The organism is Actinacidiphila glaucinigra, assembly GCF_035918135.1.
GTDB lineage: Bacteria > Actinomycetota > Actinomycetes > Streptomycetales > Streptomycetaceae > Actinacidiphila > Actinacidiphila glaucinigra.
In genome coordinates this window covers 2802629-2816295 of sequence record NZ_CP109144.1, presented here as the reverse complement: position 1 = coordinate 2816295, position 13667 = coordinate 2802629, and the positions used below count along the sequence as shown (strand labels likewise).

General features: G+C 71.7%; 16 protein-coding genes. 13 read left to right on the top strand and 3 right to left on the bottom strand.

What is annotated here, in order from left to right; all coding sequences use genetic code 11:
- Positions 1-52 precede the first annotated feature (52 nt).
- A complete protein-coding gene (locus OIE69_RS12330; protein WP_326572023.1) occupies positions 53-1186 on the top strand; it encodes a ferrochelatase in 1134 nt (377 codons plus the stop codon).
- Positions 1187-1215: 29 nt separating this feature from the next.
- Entirely contained in the window at positions 1216-2016 is an 801-nt protein-coding gene (locus OIE69_RS12325) for an inositol monophosphatase family protein (protein WP_326572022.1), read from the top strand.
- A gap of 137 nt (positions 2017-2153) precedes the next feature.
- On the opposite strand, the gene OIE69_RS12320 is transcribed toward OIE69_RS12325, so the two are convergent.
- A complete protein-coding gene (locus tag OIE69_RS12320) occupies positions 2154-2327 on the bottom strand; it encodes a hypothetical protein (protein ID WP_018561851.1) in 174 nt (57 codons plus the stop codon).
- 331 nt (positions 2328-2658) lie between these two features.
- Here OIE69_RS12320 and OIE69_RS12315 point away from each other — a divergent pair, with 331 nt between their 5' ends.
- From OIE69_RS12315 to OIE69_RS12300, 4 genes are all read left to right on the top strand, one after another.
- Entirely contained in the window at positions 2659-3312 is a 654-nt protein-coding gene (locus OIE69_RS12315; RefSeq protein WP_018561850.1) for a response regulator transcription factor, read from the top strand.
- A 6-nt stretch (positions 3313-3318) separates the two neighbouring features.
- A complete protein-coding gene (locus OIE69_RS12310; protein ID WP_326572021.1) occupies positions 3319-4581 on the top strand; it encodes a sensor histidine kinase in 1263 nt (420 codons plus the stop codon).
- Between the two features lie 398 nt (positions 4582-4979).
- On the top strand, positions 4980-5279 hold the full coding sequence (locus OIE69_RS12305; RefSeq protein ID WP_018561848.1) for a DUF4193 domain-containing protein: 300 nt from the start codon (positions 4980-4982) through the stop codon (positions 5277-5279).
- Positions 5192-6040 (top strand): hypothetical protein, encoded by an 849-nt coding sequence (locus OIE69_RS12300; RefSeq protein ID WP_405772301.1) that lies wholly within the window; start codon positions 5192-5194, stop codon positions 6038-6040. Before OIE69_RS12305 ends, OIE69_RS12300 begins: the two co-directional genes overlap by 88 nt.
- 42 nt (positions 6041-6082) lie before the next feature.
- On the opposite strand, the gene OIE69_RS12295 is transcribed toward OIE69_RS12300, so the two are convergent.
- Complete coding sequence (locus tag OIE69_RS12295; RefSeq protein WP_326572020.1) at positions 6083-6532, bottom strand: DUF3093 domain-containing protein; 450 nt, start codon at positions 6530-6532, stop codon at positions 6083-6085.
- 26 nt (positions 6533-6558) lie between these two features.
- Positions 6559-7443 (bottom strand): SDR family oxidoreductase, encoded by an 885-nt coding sequence (locus tag OIE69_RS12290; protein WP_326572019.1) that lies wholly within the window; start codon positions 7441-7443, stop codon positions 6559-6561.
- A gap of 105 nt (positions 7444-7548) precedes the next feature.
- Here OIE69_RS12290 and OIE69_RS12285 point away from each other — a divergent pair, with 105 nt between their 5' ends.
- The 7 genes from OIE69_RS12285 to kdpB all read left to right on the top strand — a co-directional run bounded on the left by OIE69_RS12285 (position 7549) and on the right by kdpB (position 13649).
- Positions 7549-8154: a PaaI family thioesterase gene (locus OIE69_RS12285; RefSeq protein ID WP_326572018.1), complete on the top strand. Its 606-nt coding sequence runs from the start codon at positions 7549-7551 to the stop codon at positions 8152-8154.
- Entirely contained in the window at positions 8151-8684 is a 534-nt protein-coding gene (dut, locus tag OIE69_RS12280; RefSeq protein ID WP_326572017.1) for a dUTP diphosphatase, read from the top strand. Before OIE69_RS12285 ends, dut begins: the two co-directional genes overlap by 4 nt.
- Positions 8644-9450, top strand: coding sequence for a DUF3710 domain-containing protein (locus tag OIE69_RS12275; RefSeq protein ID WP_089223046.1), 807 nt, complete (start codon positions 8644-8646; stop codon positions 9448-9450). Before dut ends, OIE69_RS12275 begins: the two co-directional genes overlap by 41 nt.
- A 91-nt stretch (positions 9451-9541) precedes the next feature.
- A complete protein-coding gene (locus OIE69_RS12270; protein WP_326572016.1) occupies positions 9542-9751 on the top strand; it encodes a hypothetical protein in 210 nt (69 codons plus the stop codon).
- Entirely contained in the window at positions 9748-9837 is a 90-nt protein-coding gene (gene kdpF / locus OIE69_RS12265) for a K(+)-transporting ATPase subunit F (protein WP_018561840.1), read from the top strand. The genes OIE69_RS12270 and kdpF overlap by 4 nt, the downstream gene beginning before the upstream one ends.
- Before the next feature lie 9 nt (positions 9838-9846).
- Positions 9847-11508, top strand: a complete 1662-nt coding sequence (kdpA, locus tag OIE69_RS12260; protein WP_326572015.1) for a potassium-transporting ATPase subunit KdpA — start codon at positions 9847-9849, stop codon at positions 11506-11508.
- Positions 11509-11543: 35 nt separating this feature from the next.
- Positions 11544-13649 (top strand): potassium-transporting ATPase subunit KdpB, encoded by a 2106-nt coding sequence (gene kdpB, locus OIE69_RS12255; protein ID WP_326581100.1) that lies wholly within the window; start codon positions 11544-11546, stop codon positions 13647-13649.
- Positions 13650-13667 lie beyond the last annotated feature (18 nt).

Below are 13667 nucleotides of genomic sequence, written 5' to 3'. Positions count from 1 at the left end.
AGCGATTTTCGCCGGTTCCTCGGCCGTCACCGCCGGGTGGCAGGATCGGAACATGTCCGATCACACCGAGGCCGGCACCGCCGCTCCGTACGACGCACTGCTCCTGCTGTCCTTCGGGGGGCCCGAGGGGCCCGACGACGTCGTCCCCTTCCTGGAGAACGTCACGCGCGGCCGCGGCATCCCCCGTGAGCGCCTGAAGGAGGTGGGGCAGCACTACTTCCTCTTCGGCGGGGTCAGCCCCATCAACGCGCAGAACCGGGAACTGCTGGAGGCGCTGCGCAAGGACTTCGCCGAGCACGGCCTCGATCTGCCCGTCTACTGGGGCAACCGCAACTGGGCGCCCCACCTGACGGACACCCTCCGCGAGCTGACCGAGGACGGCCACCGCCGCGTGCTGGTCCTGGCCACCAGCGCGTACGCCTCCTACTCCGGCTGCCGGCAGTACCGCGAGAACCTCGCCGACTCCCTGGCCGCCCTGGAGGCCGAGGGCCGCACCGTCCCCCGCGTGGACAAGCTGCGGCACTACTTCAACCACCCCGGCTTCGTCCGGCCCATGGCCGACGCGGTGCTGACCGCGCTCGCCACGCTGCCCGAGGACGTCCGCGGCGGGGCGCACCTGGCGTTCACCACCCACTCGATCCCCACGGCGGCCGCCGACACCTCCGGCCGGCCCGAGGCGCACACCGAGGACGGAGCCGGCGGCGCGTACGTCGCCGAGCACCTGGACACCGCCCGGGTGATCGCCGACGCGGTGCGCGAGGCCACCGGCACCGACCGCCCGTGGAAGCTCGTCTACCAGTCCCGCAGCGGCGCCCCCCACATCCCGTGGCTGGAGCCCGACATCTGCGACCACCTGGAGGAGCTGCACGCCTCCGGCGTTCCCGCCGCCGTCATGGTGCCGATCGGCTTCGTCTCCGACCACATGGAGGTCAAGTACGACCTCGACACCGAGGCGACCGCCAAGGCCGCCGAACTCGGCCTGCCCGTCGCCCGCGTCGCCACCGTGGGCGCGGACCCGCGCTTCGCCGCAGCCGTCCGCGAGCTGGTGCTGGAGCGCGCCGCCACCGAGCGGGGCCTGGCCCCCGAGCGGTGCGCGCTGGGCGCGCTCGGGCCCAGCCACGACGTGTGCCCGGTGGGCTGCTGCCCGGCACGCAGCCCCCGCCCGGCAGCCGCGGGCGCCGAGTGACCGAGATACCCGAACGCACGAGGAGTGCCATGACCGACCACCTCAAGGACGAACTCCTGGCCGTGGCCCTCGAGGCCGCCCGCAGGGCGGGCGAGCTGCTGCGCGACGGCCGCCCGGCCGACCTCGGCGTGGCCGCCACCAAGAGCAGCCCGATCGACGTCGTCACCGAGATGGACATCGCCGCCGAGAAGCTGATCGCCTCCTTCATCACCGAGCGCCGCCCCGACGACGGGCTCCTGGGCGAGGAGGGCGCCAGCATCCCGGGCAGCAGCGGGGTGCGGTGGGTGATCGACCCGCTGGACGGCACCGTGAACTACCTCTACGGCCTGCCGTCGTGGGCCGTGAGCATCGCGGCCGAGCTGGACGGCGAGACGCTCGTCGGGGTCGTCGAGGCCCCGATGCGGGGCGAGAGCTACCGCGCGGTGCTGGGCCGGGGCGCGTGGGTCAACGAGCGGGAGGCGGCCGTCCGCCCGGCGCCGCCGCTGGACCAGGCGCTGATCGGCACCGGCTTCGGCTACCTGAAGGAGCGCCGCGAGGGGCAGGCGAGGGTGCTGCGCGAGCTGGTGCCGCAGGTGCGGGACATACGCCGCGGGGGATCCGCCGCCATCGACCTGTGCGACGTGGGCTGCGGCCGCCTCAACGCCTACTACGAGCGCGGCCTCAACCCCTGGGACTACACGGCGGGCGCCCTGTTCGCCCGTGAGGCCGGCGCCCTGACCGGGGGCCGGCCGGGAGTGCCGGAGTCCACGGAGCTCACCGTCGCGGCCCCGCAGGGGCTGTTCGAGCCCCTGCAGCGGCTGCTCGACGAACTCGGCGCCTGGCACGACTGAGGCCGTCAGCGCCGCCGCCACCGCCACCGACGCGAAGGCCCGTCGCCCGGTGCGGAACCGGCGGCGGGCACGCGAACGCCCCGGCACCTGTCCAGGTGTCCGGGGCGCGGCGTTCGGCTGTGCCGCCCTGGGCGATCTCAGGCGATCTTGGGCAGCACCTGGACGCCGTGCTCGGCGGCGAGGCGGCGAAGGTCGGCCAGTTCGGCCTCCTCGACCTCGGCCAGGAACTCGTCCCCGTCCTCGCGGGCGCGCAGAAGGTCGGATTCGGTGCTGTGTATGCGCTGCAGGATTCCAGTGGTGAATGCGTCCATCAGGTGGCGCCCCCTCGTCGTCGTGGGTTGACACAGGGATATTCCAGGTCGTGCGATGTGCGGGGTCGTTCACAGGTCTTGTCGGGGGACCCCTCGAACCGCACAGCGGCTACTGCCACGGGAGTTGCGGACGCCCTGCGGGCGTGATCGGGGGTGTGCAGTCGTCCTCCCCAGGCCCACCGGAGGGGAAACCTCCGGGACGCGAGGAATTCGGCGCCGAGTCCTCTTACCCCTGTTTTACGGCCGTCCGGTGCAGGATGGAGGGGCGTTCGGCCTGCACAGGCGGGCTGGGCGCGGCTCTTTGAGAAGTGCCTAGGGAAGGAACAGCGCCTTGCGCGTACTGGTCGTCGAGGACGAGCAACTGCTCGCCGATGCGGTAGCCACCGGACTGCGCCGTGAGGCCATGGCCGTCGACGTCGTCTACGACGGCGGTGCCGCCCTGGAGCGGATCGGGGTGAACGACTACGACGTCGTCGTCCTCGACCGCGACCTGCCGGTCGTCCACGGGGACGACGTGTGCCGCAAACTGGTGGAACTGGGCCTGCCGACCCGCGTGCTGATGCTGACCGCCGCCGGCGACGTCAGCGACCGCGTCGAGGGTCTGGAGCTGGGCGCCGACGATTACCTCCCCAAGCCCTTCGCCTTCACCGAGCTCACCGCGCGCGTACGGGCGCTCGGCCGCCGTACGACAGCGCCCTTGCCGCCCGTGCTGGAGCGCGCCGGGATCAAGCTCGACCCCAACCGCCGCGAGGTGACCAGGGAGGGCCGGCAGGTCCAGCTGGCCCCCAAGGAGTTCGCGGTGCTGGAGGTGCTGCTGCGCAGCGAGGGCGCCGTGGTGTCCGCGGAGCAGCTGCTGGAGAAGGCCTGGGACGAGAACACCGACCCCTTCACCAACGTCGTGCGGGTCACGGTCATGACCCTGCGCCGCAAGCTCGGGGAGCCCGCGGTGATCGTCACCGTCCCCGGCTCCGGATACCGGATCTGATCCGCCGTGCCCGCACCCTCGTCCTCGCCGACGACCCCGCCCGCGTCGCAGACCGTGCCGCCCAAGCCCACCTGGGACCCGAAGCCCTCCGCCCGGCCGATGCCGCTGCTGCGCCCCACGATCCGGATAAGGCTCACCCTGCTCTACGGCGGCATGTTCCTGATCGCCGGGGTGATACTGCTGTGGATCATCTACATGCTGGCGGCCCAGGCCATCCGCCAGGGCACCGAGGCGCAGTTCCACGTCGAGGCGGGCCGGCTCTCGCTCACCGGGCTGTGCCCCGAGCTGCCCACCGGCCCGACCAACCCGGACGCCTTCAACAAGGCCTACGTCCACTGCCTGGCCGTGCAGCGCGAGACCGCCCTGAACGTCCTGCTCAAGCGCTCGCTCTTCGCGCTCGTCGGCCTCGCCGTGCTCGCCTTCGCCTTCGGTTACCTCCTGGCCGGCCGTGTGCTGGCGCCGCTGGGCCGGATCACCCGCACCGCGCGCGGCGTGGCGAGCTCCGACCTGACCCAGCGGATCCACCTGACCGGCCCGGACGACGAGCTCAAGGAGCTGGCCGACACCTTCGACGACATGCTGGAGCGCCTGGAGCGGTCCTTCGACGCCCAGCGCCGCTTCGTCTCCAACGCCTCCCACGAGCTGAGAACGCCGCTGGCGATCACCCGCACGCTGCTGGAGGTCCAGCTCGCCGATCCGAACGCCTCCCCGGACATGCAGCAGCTGGGCAAGAACCTGCTCGTCACCAACACGCGCAGCGAGCAACTGGTGGAGGGCCTGCTGCTGCTCGCCCGCAGCGACAACGAGATCGTCGACCGCAAGCCGGTGGACCTCGCGGAGGCGGCCACGCAGGCGCTGGAGCAGACCCGCAGCGAGGCCGACGCCAAGGGCGTGGAGCTGCGTGCCGCGCTGGGCGAGGCCGTCGTGCAGGGCAACGGGGTGCTGCTGGAGCGCATCGCGCTGAACCTGGCGCAGAACGCCGTCCGGTACAACGTCGCGGAGGCGGGCTGGGTCGAGGTCACCACGGGCCTGGAGCCGGGGTCCGCCGTCCTGACGGTCACCAATACGGGGCCTGTCGTCCCCGCGTACGAGATCGACAACCTGTTCGAACCCTTCCGGCGGCTGGGGACCGAGCGCACGGGCAGCGACAAGGGTGCGGGCCTGGGGCTCTCCATCGCCAAGTCCGTCGCCCGGGCCCACGGCGGCACGATCTCCGCGGTCCCCCGCGAGGGAGGTGGCCTGGTCATGCGGGTTGTCATCCCCGTGTGACCTATCACACGACACCCCCGGAGGCGTGTTCGCTTTGCGCTGAATTTTGCGGTCTGCGCGCCTCCGGGGCATGCTGTGAGCGATCACACATACGATTCCGGCACCGTGTACTCTCCGTGATTGCGACCTCCGGGAAAAGAGCGGAAAAATCCATGTTTCCGCAGGTCATGATCACGGGAAGTACACGTGGAGGCGCGAGCAAGGTGCGACAAGCGGGCCGTTTCCGGTCATCACCGGCAGCGGGTGCGATCACCTCTTCGGGGGTGCGGTTGGGTGTCGATTGAGTAACGGCACTTGATGTAAGGCAAAATCTCCGCTTCGGGCCGGGCACAAGACCGGCCTCCCGTGCGTTACGTGCGCTGGAGACACCGCAGACACCCAGAGGGGGAGAGCGATACATGGCTACTGATTACGACACCCCACGCAAGACAGACGATGACGTCAACGAGGACAGCATCGAAGAACTGAAGGCCAGGCGGAACGACAAGTCGACTTCTACGGTCGACGTTGACGAGTTCGACCAGGCCGAGTCCCTCGAGCTGCCCGGAGCCGACCTCTCCAACGAGGAGCTGTCGGTCCGGGTCCTGCCCCGGCAGGCGGACGAGTTCACCTGCATGAGCTGCTTCCTCGTGCACCACCGCAGCCAGCTGGCGACGGAGAAGAACGGCAACCCGATCTGCCGCGACTGCGCGGCCTGACGGAGAGCCGGACCGTGGCGAGCGACGACGAGCGAGGCCACGAGGCCTCGCTCGCGGGCGCAACGGAGGGGCCGGCGGGCGAGCTCGTCCCGTCCCGTCCCCCCGGCCGTGCCGCACGGGCACGGGCACGCGCCAAGGCGGCGCTGAACACCTTCGTCGACGGGCTCGTCGAGACGGCCCCGAGGGTCCCCGTCAGGGACCTGGAGACGCTTCGCCGCCAGTTCCCCGGGCTCGGGCCCGAGGAGCTGGCCGACAAGCTGGTGGGCGCCGCGACGATGGGCACCGCGACGGTCGGCGCCGGCATCGGCGCCGCCGCCATGCTGCCCACCCCGCCGGCCATGCCGGCGGAGCTGGCCTCGGAGACCCTCGGGGTCGCCCTGGTCGAGTACAAGCTCATCGCCGAGCTGCACGAGGTCTACGGGCTGCGCGCCCCGGGCACGCTGCGGCAGCGGTCGGCGATGTACCTCGCCGAGTGGACGGAGCGGCGCGGCATCGACTTCTCCAAGCCGTCCACGCTGAACATCGCCCTCGGCGGCAGGATGAAGCGCGAGCTGCGCCAGCAGCTGATGAAGCGCACCATGCGCAACCTGCCGACGCTGACCCCGTTCATGGTCGGCGCGGCCGTCGGCGCCGTGATGAACCGGCGGGACACCAAGAAGCTCGCGGAGCAGATCCGCAAGGACCTGCGCGCCCGGCAGGTGCCCTGGGGGCTGCTGTCCGCCGAGGAGGAGCCCCCGCCCGCACTCGGGCCCGGCGGGTGACCGGCCAGGCCCCGGGCGCCCCCTGGCGGGGCGCCGGCCCGCTCAGACGCGTACGTCCCGCAGGGCCGCGGCGAGGCGCTCGGGCGAGCGCGTCGACAGGTACAGGTACGGCGTCGGGTCCTCCGGGTCGGTGACCTCGATCTTGAGCGCGGTCGGCACGTAGGCGCGCAGCAGCATGAAGGCGCGCGGATCGGCCTTGTACGACCGCCAGGCCAGGGCCTCGTCCCGGTCCAGCACCGTGGCCTCGCCGAGCGCCGCGACCGGGATCTTCGCGTCCCCGGCCACCAGCGAGCCGGCGACCACCCGCAGCCGCGGCGAACCGTACGCACTGACCAGGGCCGCTCCCGCGGCCGTGCCGCCCACCAGCCCGGCGAGCAGGGCCAGGGGCCCCAAGGGCAGCAGGATCAGCGCCAGCGAGACGCCCGCGCCGACGGCGAGGCCCCACCAGGAACGCGGCGCGGTCAGCCGCTCCTCATAGCTCATGACGGTCATGACACCAAGCTTGTCATGCGGCACCGTCAGCGCCCGCCCCGGGACCGCAGCCTGCTCAGCGCGTGCGCGGCCCGAGGGGGGCGCCGCAGCCCCGTGGCGACCTGCTTGGCCCAGTCGGTCGCGGCGGTCGGCAGGGCGGCGTCCAGGACGGCGGAGGACCGCGCGTCGGTGCCCACCAGGTAGCGGGGGAGCGGCCGGGGCGCCGTGAGCGCCTTCAGGACGGTACGCGCCACCGGCCGCGGCGAGGGCAGCTCCCGCTTGATCAACTCCTCGGCGGCCTCGTACTGGTGCCGGTAGGCCGAGTTGCGGCGCTGCGGCAGCCGGCTCGCGCCGCGCTGCCAGATGTCCGTGCCGTACGGGCCGGGCTCCACCAGCACGACCCTGACCCCGAACGGGGCCGCCTCCATCCGCAGCGCGTCCGTCATCGCCTCCAGGCCCTGCTTGCTGGCGCAGTACCAGCCGAGCAGCGGCATCGACACCCGCCCGGAGATCGACGAGATGTTGACGATCCGCCCCGCCCGCCGGGCCCGCATCGTCGGCAGCACCAGGCGGGCGATGCGCGCCGGGGCCACCAGATTGGTCTCCAGCTGCTGCCGCACCTGCTCGTCGTCGACGTCCTCGATCGCACCCGGCTGGGCGATCCCCGCGTTGTTCACCACCGCCCACGGGCCGCCGTCCGTCATCGTGGCGATCTCGGTGAACGCCCGGACGGAGGACGTGGCGTCCGCGACGTCCAGGAGCACGGTGCGCACCGATACGCCGGTGCGGTCCACCGCCTCCCGCAGCGCCTCCGCCTTCTCCTCGCTCCGTACCGTCCCGATGACGTCGAAGCCGGCGTGAGCCAGTTCGAGGGTGGTGGCGAGGCCGATCCCGCACCCGGCTCCTGTGACGACGACGGACCTGGGGGTCATGTGGTGCTCCAAGGGAAGGTGCTCCGGTGATGGGCGGGCCGCGGGGCCGGAAGGACAACGGCCGGGCGGCGGGAATCGATCCCGCAGGAGGGTAGGGTCTCCCGCGTGAGTGGAGCTACAACCGACGCCGGCCCGGACCGCCCGGGCCTGACACCGCCGCGCGACGCCGTCGCGCCGGAGCGGCACCCCGACGCCCCCGCTCCCGGCGAACCGCTGGGCGCGCACTACGACCACTGCTTCGGCTGTGGCGGGGCGCAGCCGCACGGCCTGCACCTGGAGGCCACGGCGGGTGAGGGCGTCAGCGTGACCGCCGAGTTCACGGTCCAGCCGGCCCACCAGGGCGCCCCGGGCCTGGCGCACGGCGGTGTGCTGGCGACGGCGCTCGACGAGACGCTCGGCTCCCTCGCCTGGCTGCTGCGCACCATCGCCGTGACCGGCCGCCTGGAGACCGACTTCGTGCAGCCCGTGCCGGTCGGAGCCATCCTCCACCTGGAGGCCCGCTGCACCGCTGTGGCCGGGCGCAAGATCTACTCCACCGCGGTCGGCCGGATCGGCGGCCCGGACGGCCCGGTCGCGGTCCGCGCGGACGCGCTGTTCATCGAGGTCAAGCTGGAGCACTTCACCGACAACGGCCGCCCCGAGGAGATCCGCGCCGCGATGTCCGACCCCGACCAGGTCAAGGTCGCGCGCGCCTTCGAGGTGAACCCGTGACCGGCGGTCCTCGCCCCCCGGTCGACGTCCTCATCCACCGTTTGCACGAGGACGTCCCGATTCCTTCGTACGGGCACCCGGGCGACGCCGGAGCCGACCTCGTCACCACCGAGACGGCCGAACTGGCCCCCGGCGAGCGCGCCGTACTGCCCACGGGGGTGTCGATCGCGCTGCCGGAGGGCTACGCGGCCTTCGTGCACCCGCGCTCGGGCCTCGCCGCGAGGTGCGGAGTGGCCCTCGTGAATGCCCCGGGAACGGTTGATGCCGGGTACCGTGGGGAGATCAAGGTGATCGTGGTCAACCTGGACCCGCGCGAGAGCGTACGGTTCGCAGCAGGTGACCGGATCGCCCAACTGGTCGTCCAGCAGGTCGAGCGGGTCCGCTTCCACGAGGTGGCGGAACTGCCCGGTTCGGCACGGGCGGCAGGGGGCTTCGGCTCCACGGGGGGTCATGCCGCGGTGGATGGCTCGCCGGTCGGTCCGTCCGGCAATGGATACGCATCGGTCATCGCTGACCGGGAAGGACAGTGACGTGTTCCGTCGTCGTCGCAAGGAGCGCGGAGACGCCCTCGACGAGCTCGCGGCCGAAGGCCCTGACGAGCTGGCCGAAGACGCCGAGGAGTCGGACGACTCCATGGAGTCCCGTCGGTACAACCTTCCGCCCGCCCCGAGGCCGGACGGCCCGTGGGACGTGAGTGAGGTCAGGGACCCGGCTGAGGGCAGGGTCGACCTGGGCGGCATCTTCGTGCCCGGTGTACAGGGCATGGAACTGCGCGTCGAGGTGGCCGGGGAGTCCATCGTCGCCGCGACCGTGGTGCTCCGGGAGAGCGCCGTCCAGCTGCAGGGCTTCGCCGCCCCCAAGTCGGAGGGCATCTGGGGCGAGGTCCGCGACGAGATCGCCTCCGGCATCACCAAGCAGGGCGGCATCGTCGACGAGGTCGAGGGTCCGCTGGGCTGGGAGCTGCGCGCCCAGGTGCCGGTGCAGCTGCCCAACGGCGCCAACGGCGTCCAGGTCGTGCGCTTCGTCGGCTGTGACGGCCCGCGCTGGTTCCTGCGGGGCGTCATCTCCGGGCAGGGCGCCGTCCAGCCCGAGACCGCCGGCCTGCTCGAGCAGATCTTCCGCGACACCGTCGTCGTCCGTGGCGAGTCGCCGATGGCCCCGCGCGACCCGATCGTGCTGAAGCTGCCCAACGATGCCCAGATGGTGCCCGAGGGCATCGCCCAGGACGAGGGCGGCCGCTTCTCCGACGGCATCGACCCGATGCGCCGCGGACCGGAGATCACCGAGGTGCACTGAAGCCGCGGGCCCAGCGCCCCGGCCGCCCGACGCCCGTGGGCCGACCTGTGAGAACAGGTCGGCCCACGGGCGTTTTCCCAGCTCACAGCCGGTGAACGTCAAAGGCCCGTCAAGGCGCCACCAGGGCCCGTATGGAAGCCGTCAACGGGGTCCGCGCACGGCGGGAACGGAGGTTCCCTGGCCTGGTCAACGTGTCGTCCAGAGCTGGGAGCACACGATGGCCGACCTCGTCTTCGTCGTCACCACGATCGCCGTCTTCGCGCTGGTCGCCCTCATCGCCAAGGGGGTGTCCAAGCTGTGAGCGCCGAGAACATCGCCGGCCTCGTCGTCGCCGCCGCCCTGCTGGTCTACCTGATCGCGGCGCTCGTCCGGCCCGAGAGGTTCTGAGGTCCGGACATGGGCCCCGTCACCGCTGACGTGCTCCAGGTCACCGCGCTCGTCGTGGCGCTGGCCCTGGTGTACCGCCCCTTCGGCGACTACATGGCCGCCGTCTACAGCTCCGACCGGCACCTGCGGGTCGAGCGGCTGGTCTACCGCTGCCTCGGCGCCGACCCGGACGCCCGGATGCGCTGGCCGTCCTACCTCAGGGCGGTACTGGCCTTCTCCCTCGTGGGCGTGCTGTTCCTGTACCTGTTCCTGCGGGTCCAGAACCACCTCCCGCTCTCGCTGGGCTTCGCCGCCATCCCGCCCGGCCAGGCGTTCAACACGGCGGCCTCGTTCGTGACCAACACGAACTGGCAGTCGTACATGGGCGAGAACGCCATGGGCCACGCCGCCCAGACCGCCGGCCTCGCCGTGCAGAACTTCGTCTCGGCGGCGGTCGGCATGGCCGTGGCCATGGCGCTCGTCCGCGGCTTCGTCCGCTCCCGCACCGGCGAGCTCGGCAACTTCTGGGCCGACATGGTCCGCGGCACCATCCGCATCCTGCTGCCCGTGGCGTTCGTCGCCGCGATCGTGCTGGTGGGCTTCGGGGCGATCCAGAACTTCGCCGGGTGGCACGAGATCACCACCCTCGCGGGCGGCCACCAGACGCTGACCGGCGGCGCGGTTGCGTCCCAGGAGGCCATCAAGGAGCTCGGCACCAACGGCGGCGGCTTCTACAACGCCAACTCCGCGCACCCCTTCGAGAACCCGGACGCCTTCACCAACCTCTTCGAGATCTTCCTGATCCTGGTGATCCCGTTCTCGCTGACCCGCACCTTCGGGAAGATGGCCGGCAACCTCCGGCAGGGCTACGCGATCCTCTCCGCGATGGGCCTGATCTGGATCGGCTTCGTGACGCTGATGACCTGGGTCGAGACCGCGCACCCCGGCTCGGCGAACCAGATCGCGGGCGCCGCCCTGGAGGGGAAGGAACAGCGTTTCGGTGTCGGCGCCTCGTCGTTGTTCGCGGTGAGCACCACCCTGACGTCGACCGGCGCGGTGGACTCCTTCCACTCCTCCTTCACCGGCCTCGGCGGAGGCATCGCCCTGCTGGGCATGATGCTGGGCGAGATCGCCCCGGGCGGCGTCGGTTCCGGTCTCTACGGCATCCTGATCATGGCGATCATCGCGGTGTTCATCGCCGGCCTGATGGTCGGCCGCACGCCGGAGTACCTGGGCAAGAAGATCGGCACCCGCGAGATCAAGCTCGCCGCCCTGTACATCCTGGTCACCCCGGCCGTCGTGCTGGTCTTCACCGCCTTGGCCATGGCCCTGCCGACCCCGCCGCACTCCATGCTCAACAGCGGGCCGCACGGCTTCTCCGAGGTCCTGTACGCCTACACCTCGGCGGGCAACAACAACGGCTCCGCCTTCGCCGGCCTGAACGCGGACACGCAGTGGTACAACACCACGCTCGGCCTCGCGATGCTCCTCGGCCGCTTCGTGCCGATGGTCTTCGTCCTGGCCCTGGCCGGCTCGCTCGCGCGGCAGAGGCCGGTGCCCGCCACCACGGGCACCCTGCGCACCGAGAAGCCGCTCTTCGCCGGTCTGCTCGTCGGCGCGATCCTGATCATCACCGCCCTGACCTACTTCCCGGCGCTCGCCCTCGGCCCGCTCGCGGAGGGCCTGTCATGAGCCGCACGACCACCCCCACCCCCGCGGAGGAAACCATGTCCACCGACACGCCGGTGCGCGCCTCCGAGCGAGGACCGGCACCGCGCACCCCCGACGCGGGCCACGGCGCCCGCATCTCGGGCGGGCTCTTCGACCCGGCCCAGCTGCTGCGGTCCCTCCCGGACGCGCTGCGCAAGCTCGACCCCCGGGTGATGGTCAGGTCGCCCGTCATGTTCGTCGTCCTGATCGGCTCGGTGCTCACCACCGTGCTGGCGGTGCTCTCCCCGGCCGACTGGTTCGGCTGGGCGATCACCGCGTGGCTCTGGCTCACCGTGATCTTCGCCAACCTGGCGGAAGCCGTCGCCGAGGGCCGCGGCAAGGCGCAGGCCGACACCCTGCGCCGGGCCAAGACCGACACCGTCGCCCGCCGGCTCGAGGACGGCGCCGAGCAGCGCGTTCCCGGGACCGGACTGCGCGTCGGCGATCTGGTGGTCTGTGAGGCCGGTGACGTCGTCCCGGGTGACGGTGACGTCGTGGAGGGCGTCGCGTCGGTCGACGAGTCGGCGATCACGGGTGAGTCGGCTCCGGTCATCCGGGAGTCCGGTGGCGACCGTTCCGCGGTGACGGGCGGCACGAAGGTGCTGTCGGACCGGATCGTCGTGCGCATCACGACCAGGCCGGGTGAGACGTTCATCGACCGGATGATCGCGCTCGTGGAGGGCGCGGCCCGGCAGAAGACGCCCAACGAGATCGCGCTGAACATCCTGCTGGCGTCGCTGACCATCGTCTTCCTGCTGGCGGTCGTCACCCTGCAGCCGTTCGCGATCTACGCGGGCGCCGAGCAGTCGATGATCGTCCTGGTGGCGCTGCTGGTCTGCCTCATCCCGACGACGATCGGTGCGCTGCTGTCGGCGATCGGCATCGCCGGCATGGACCGCCTGGTGCAGCGCAACGTGCTCGCCATGTCCGGCCGCGCCGTCGAGGCCGCCGGCGACGTGTCCACCCTGCTGCTCGACAAGACCGGAACCATCACCCTCGGCAACCGCCAGGCCGCGGAGTTCGTGCCCGTGGCGGGCGCGGACCCGGCGGGGCTGGCCGATGCCGCGCAGTTGTCGTCGCTGGCGGACGAGACGCCCGAGGGGCGTTCCGTCGTCGTCCTGGCGAAGGAGAAGTACGGGCTGCGCGAGCGGCACGAAGGCGAGCTCGGTCACGCCGAGTTCGTGCCCTTCACCGCGCAGACCCGCATGTCCGGCGTCGACGTCGACGGCCGCCAGGTCCGCAAGGGCGCCGCCGGCGCGATCGCGGCCTGGGTCACCGGCAACGGCGGCACCGTCGCCCCCGACGCACAGCGCACCGTCGACGCCATCTCCGCCGCCGGCGGCACCCCGCTGCTCGTCGCGGTCAAGGACGTCGAGGGCGCGCGGGTGCTCGGCGTGATCCACCTCAAGGACGTCGTCAAGCACGGCATGCGGGAGCGGTTCGACGAGCTGCGGAGGATGGGCATCCGCACGGTCATGATCACGGGTGACAACCCGCTGACGGCCAAGGCGATCGCCGACGAGGCGGGTGTGGACGACTTCCTCGCGGAGGCCACGCCCGAGGACAAGATGGCGCTGATCAAGCGCGAGCAGGCGGGCGGCAAGCTCGTCGCCATGACCGGCGACGGCACCAACGACGCCCCCGCGCTCGCCCAGGCCGACGTGGGCGTGGCCATGAACACCGGCACCTCGGCCGCCAAGGAGGCCGGGAACATGGTGGACCTGGACTCCGACCCCACCAAGCTGATCGAGATCGTCGAGATCGGCAAGCAGCTGCTCATCACCCGCGGCGCGCTGACCACCTTCTCCATCGCCAACGACGTCGCGAAGTACTTCGCGATCATCCCCGCGATGTTCGCGGTCGCCTACCCGGGCCTGGACAAGCTCAACGTCATGCAGCTGTCCTCGCCGCAGTCCGCGATCCTCTCGGCGGTCGTCTTCAACGCGCTGATCATCATCGCCCTGGTGCCGCTCGCCCTGCGCGGCGTGCGGTACCGGCCGACCGGCGCCGACCGGATGCTCCGCCGCAACCTCGGGATCTACGGACTCGGAGGCCTGGTCGCCCCGTTCGCCGGCATCAAGCTGATCGACATGCTCATCTCCCTGATCCCAGGAATCCACTGACGGGAGGCGTGCAGCCAG

What these genes read in the sequence shown, in the direction of transcription:
- kdpB (WP_326581100.1), top strand. Translation starts at nt 11,544, where the DNA reads ATGTCCACCGACACGCCGGTGCGCGCCTCCGAGCGAGGACCGGCACCG.
- OIE69_RS12330 (WP_326572023.1), top strand. Translation starts at nt 53, where the DNA reads ATGTCCGATCACACCGAGGCCGGCACCGCCGCTCCGTACGACGCACTG.
- kdpA (WP_326572015.1), top strand. Translation starts at nt 9,847, where the DNA reads ATGGGCCCCGTCACCGCTGACGTGCTCCAGGTCACCGCGCTCGTCGTG.
- OIE69_RS12320 (WP_018561851.1), bottom strand. Translation starts at nt 2,327, where the DNA reads ATGGACGCATTCACCACTGGAATCCTGCAGCGCATACACAGCACCGAA.
- OIE69_RS12290 (WP_326572019.1), bottom strand. Translation starts at nt 7,443, where the DNA reads ATGACCCCCAGGTCCGTCGTCGTCACAGGAGCCGGGTGCGGGATCGGC.
- OIE69_RS12295 (WP_326572020.1), bottom strand. Translation starts at nt 6,532, where the DNA reads ATGACCGTCATGAGCTATGAGGAGCGGCTGACCGCGCCGCGTTCCTGG.
- OIE69_RS12325 (WP_326572022.1), top strand. Translation starts at nt 1,216, where the DNA reads ATGACCGACCACCTCAAGGACGAACTCCTGGCCGTGGCCCTCGAGGCC.
- OIE69_RS12275 (WP_089223046.1), top strand. Translation starts at nt 8,644, where the DNA reads ATGGATACGCATCGGTCATCGCTGACCGGGAAGGACAGTGACGTGTTC.
- OIE69_RS12305 (WP_018561848.1), top strand. Translation starts at nt 4,980, where the DNA reads ATGGCTACTGATTACGACACCCCACGCAAGACAGACGATGACGTCAAC.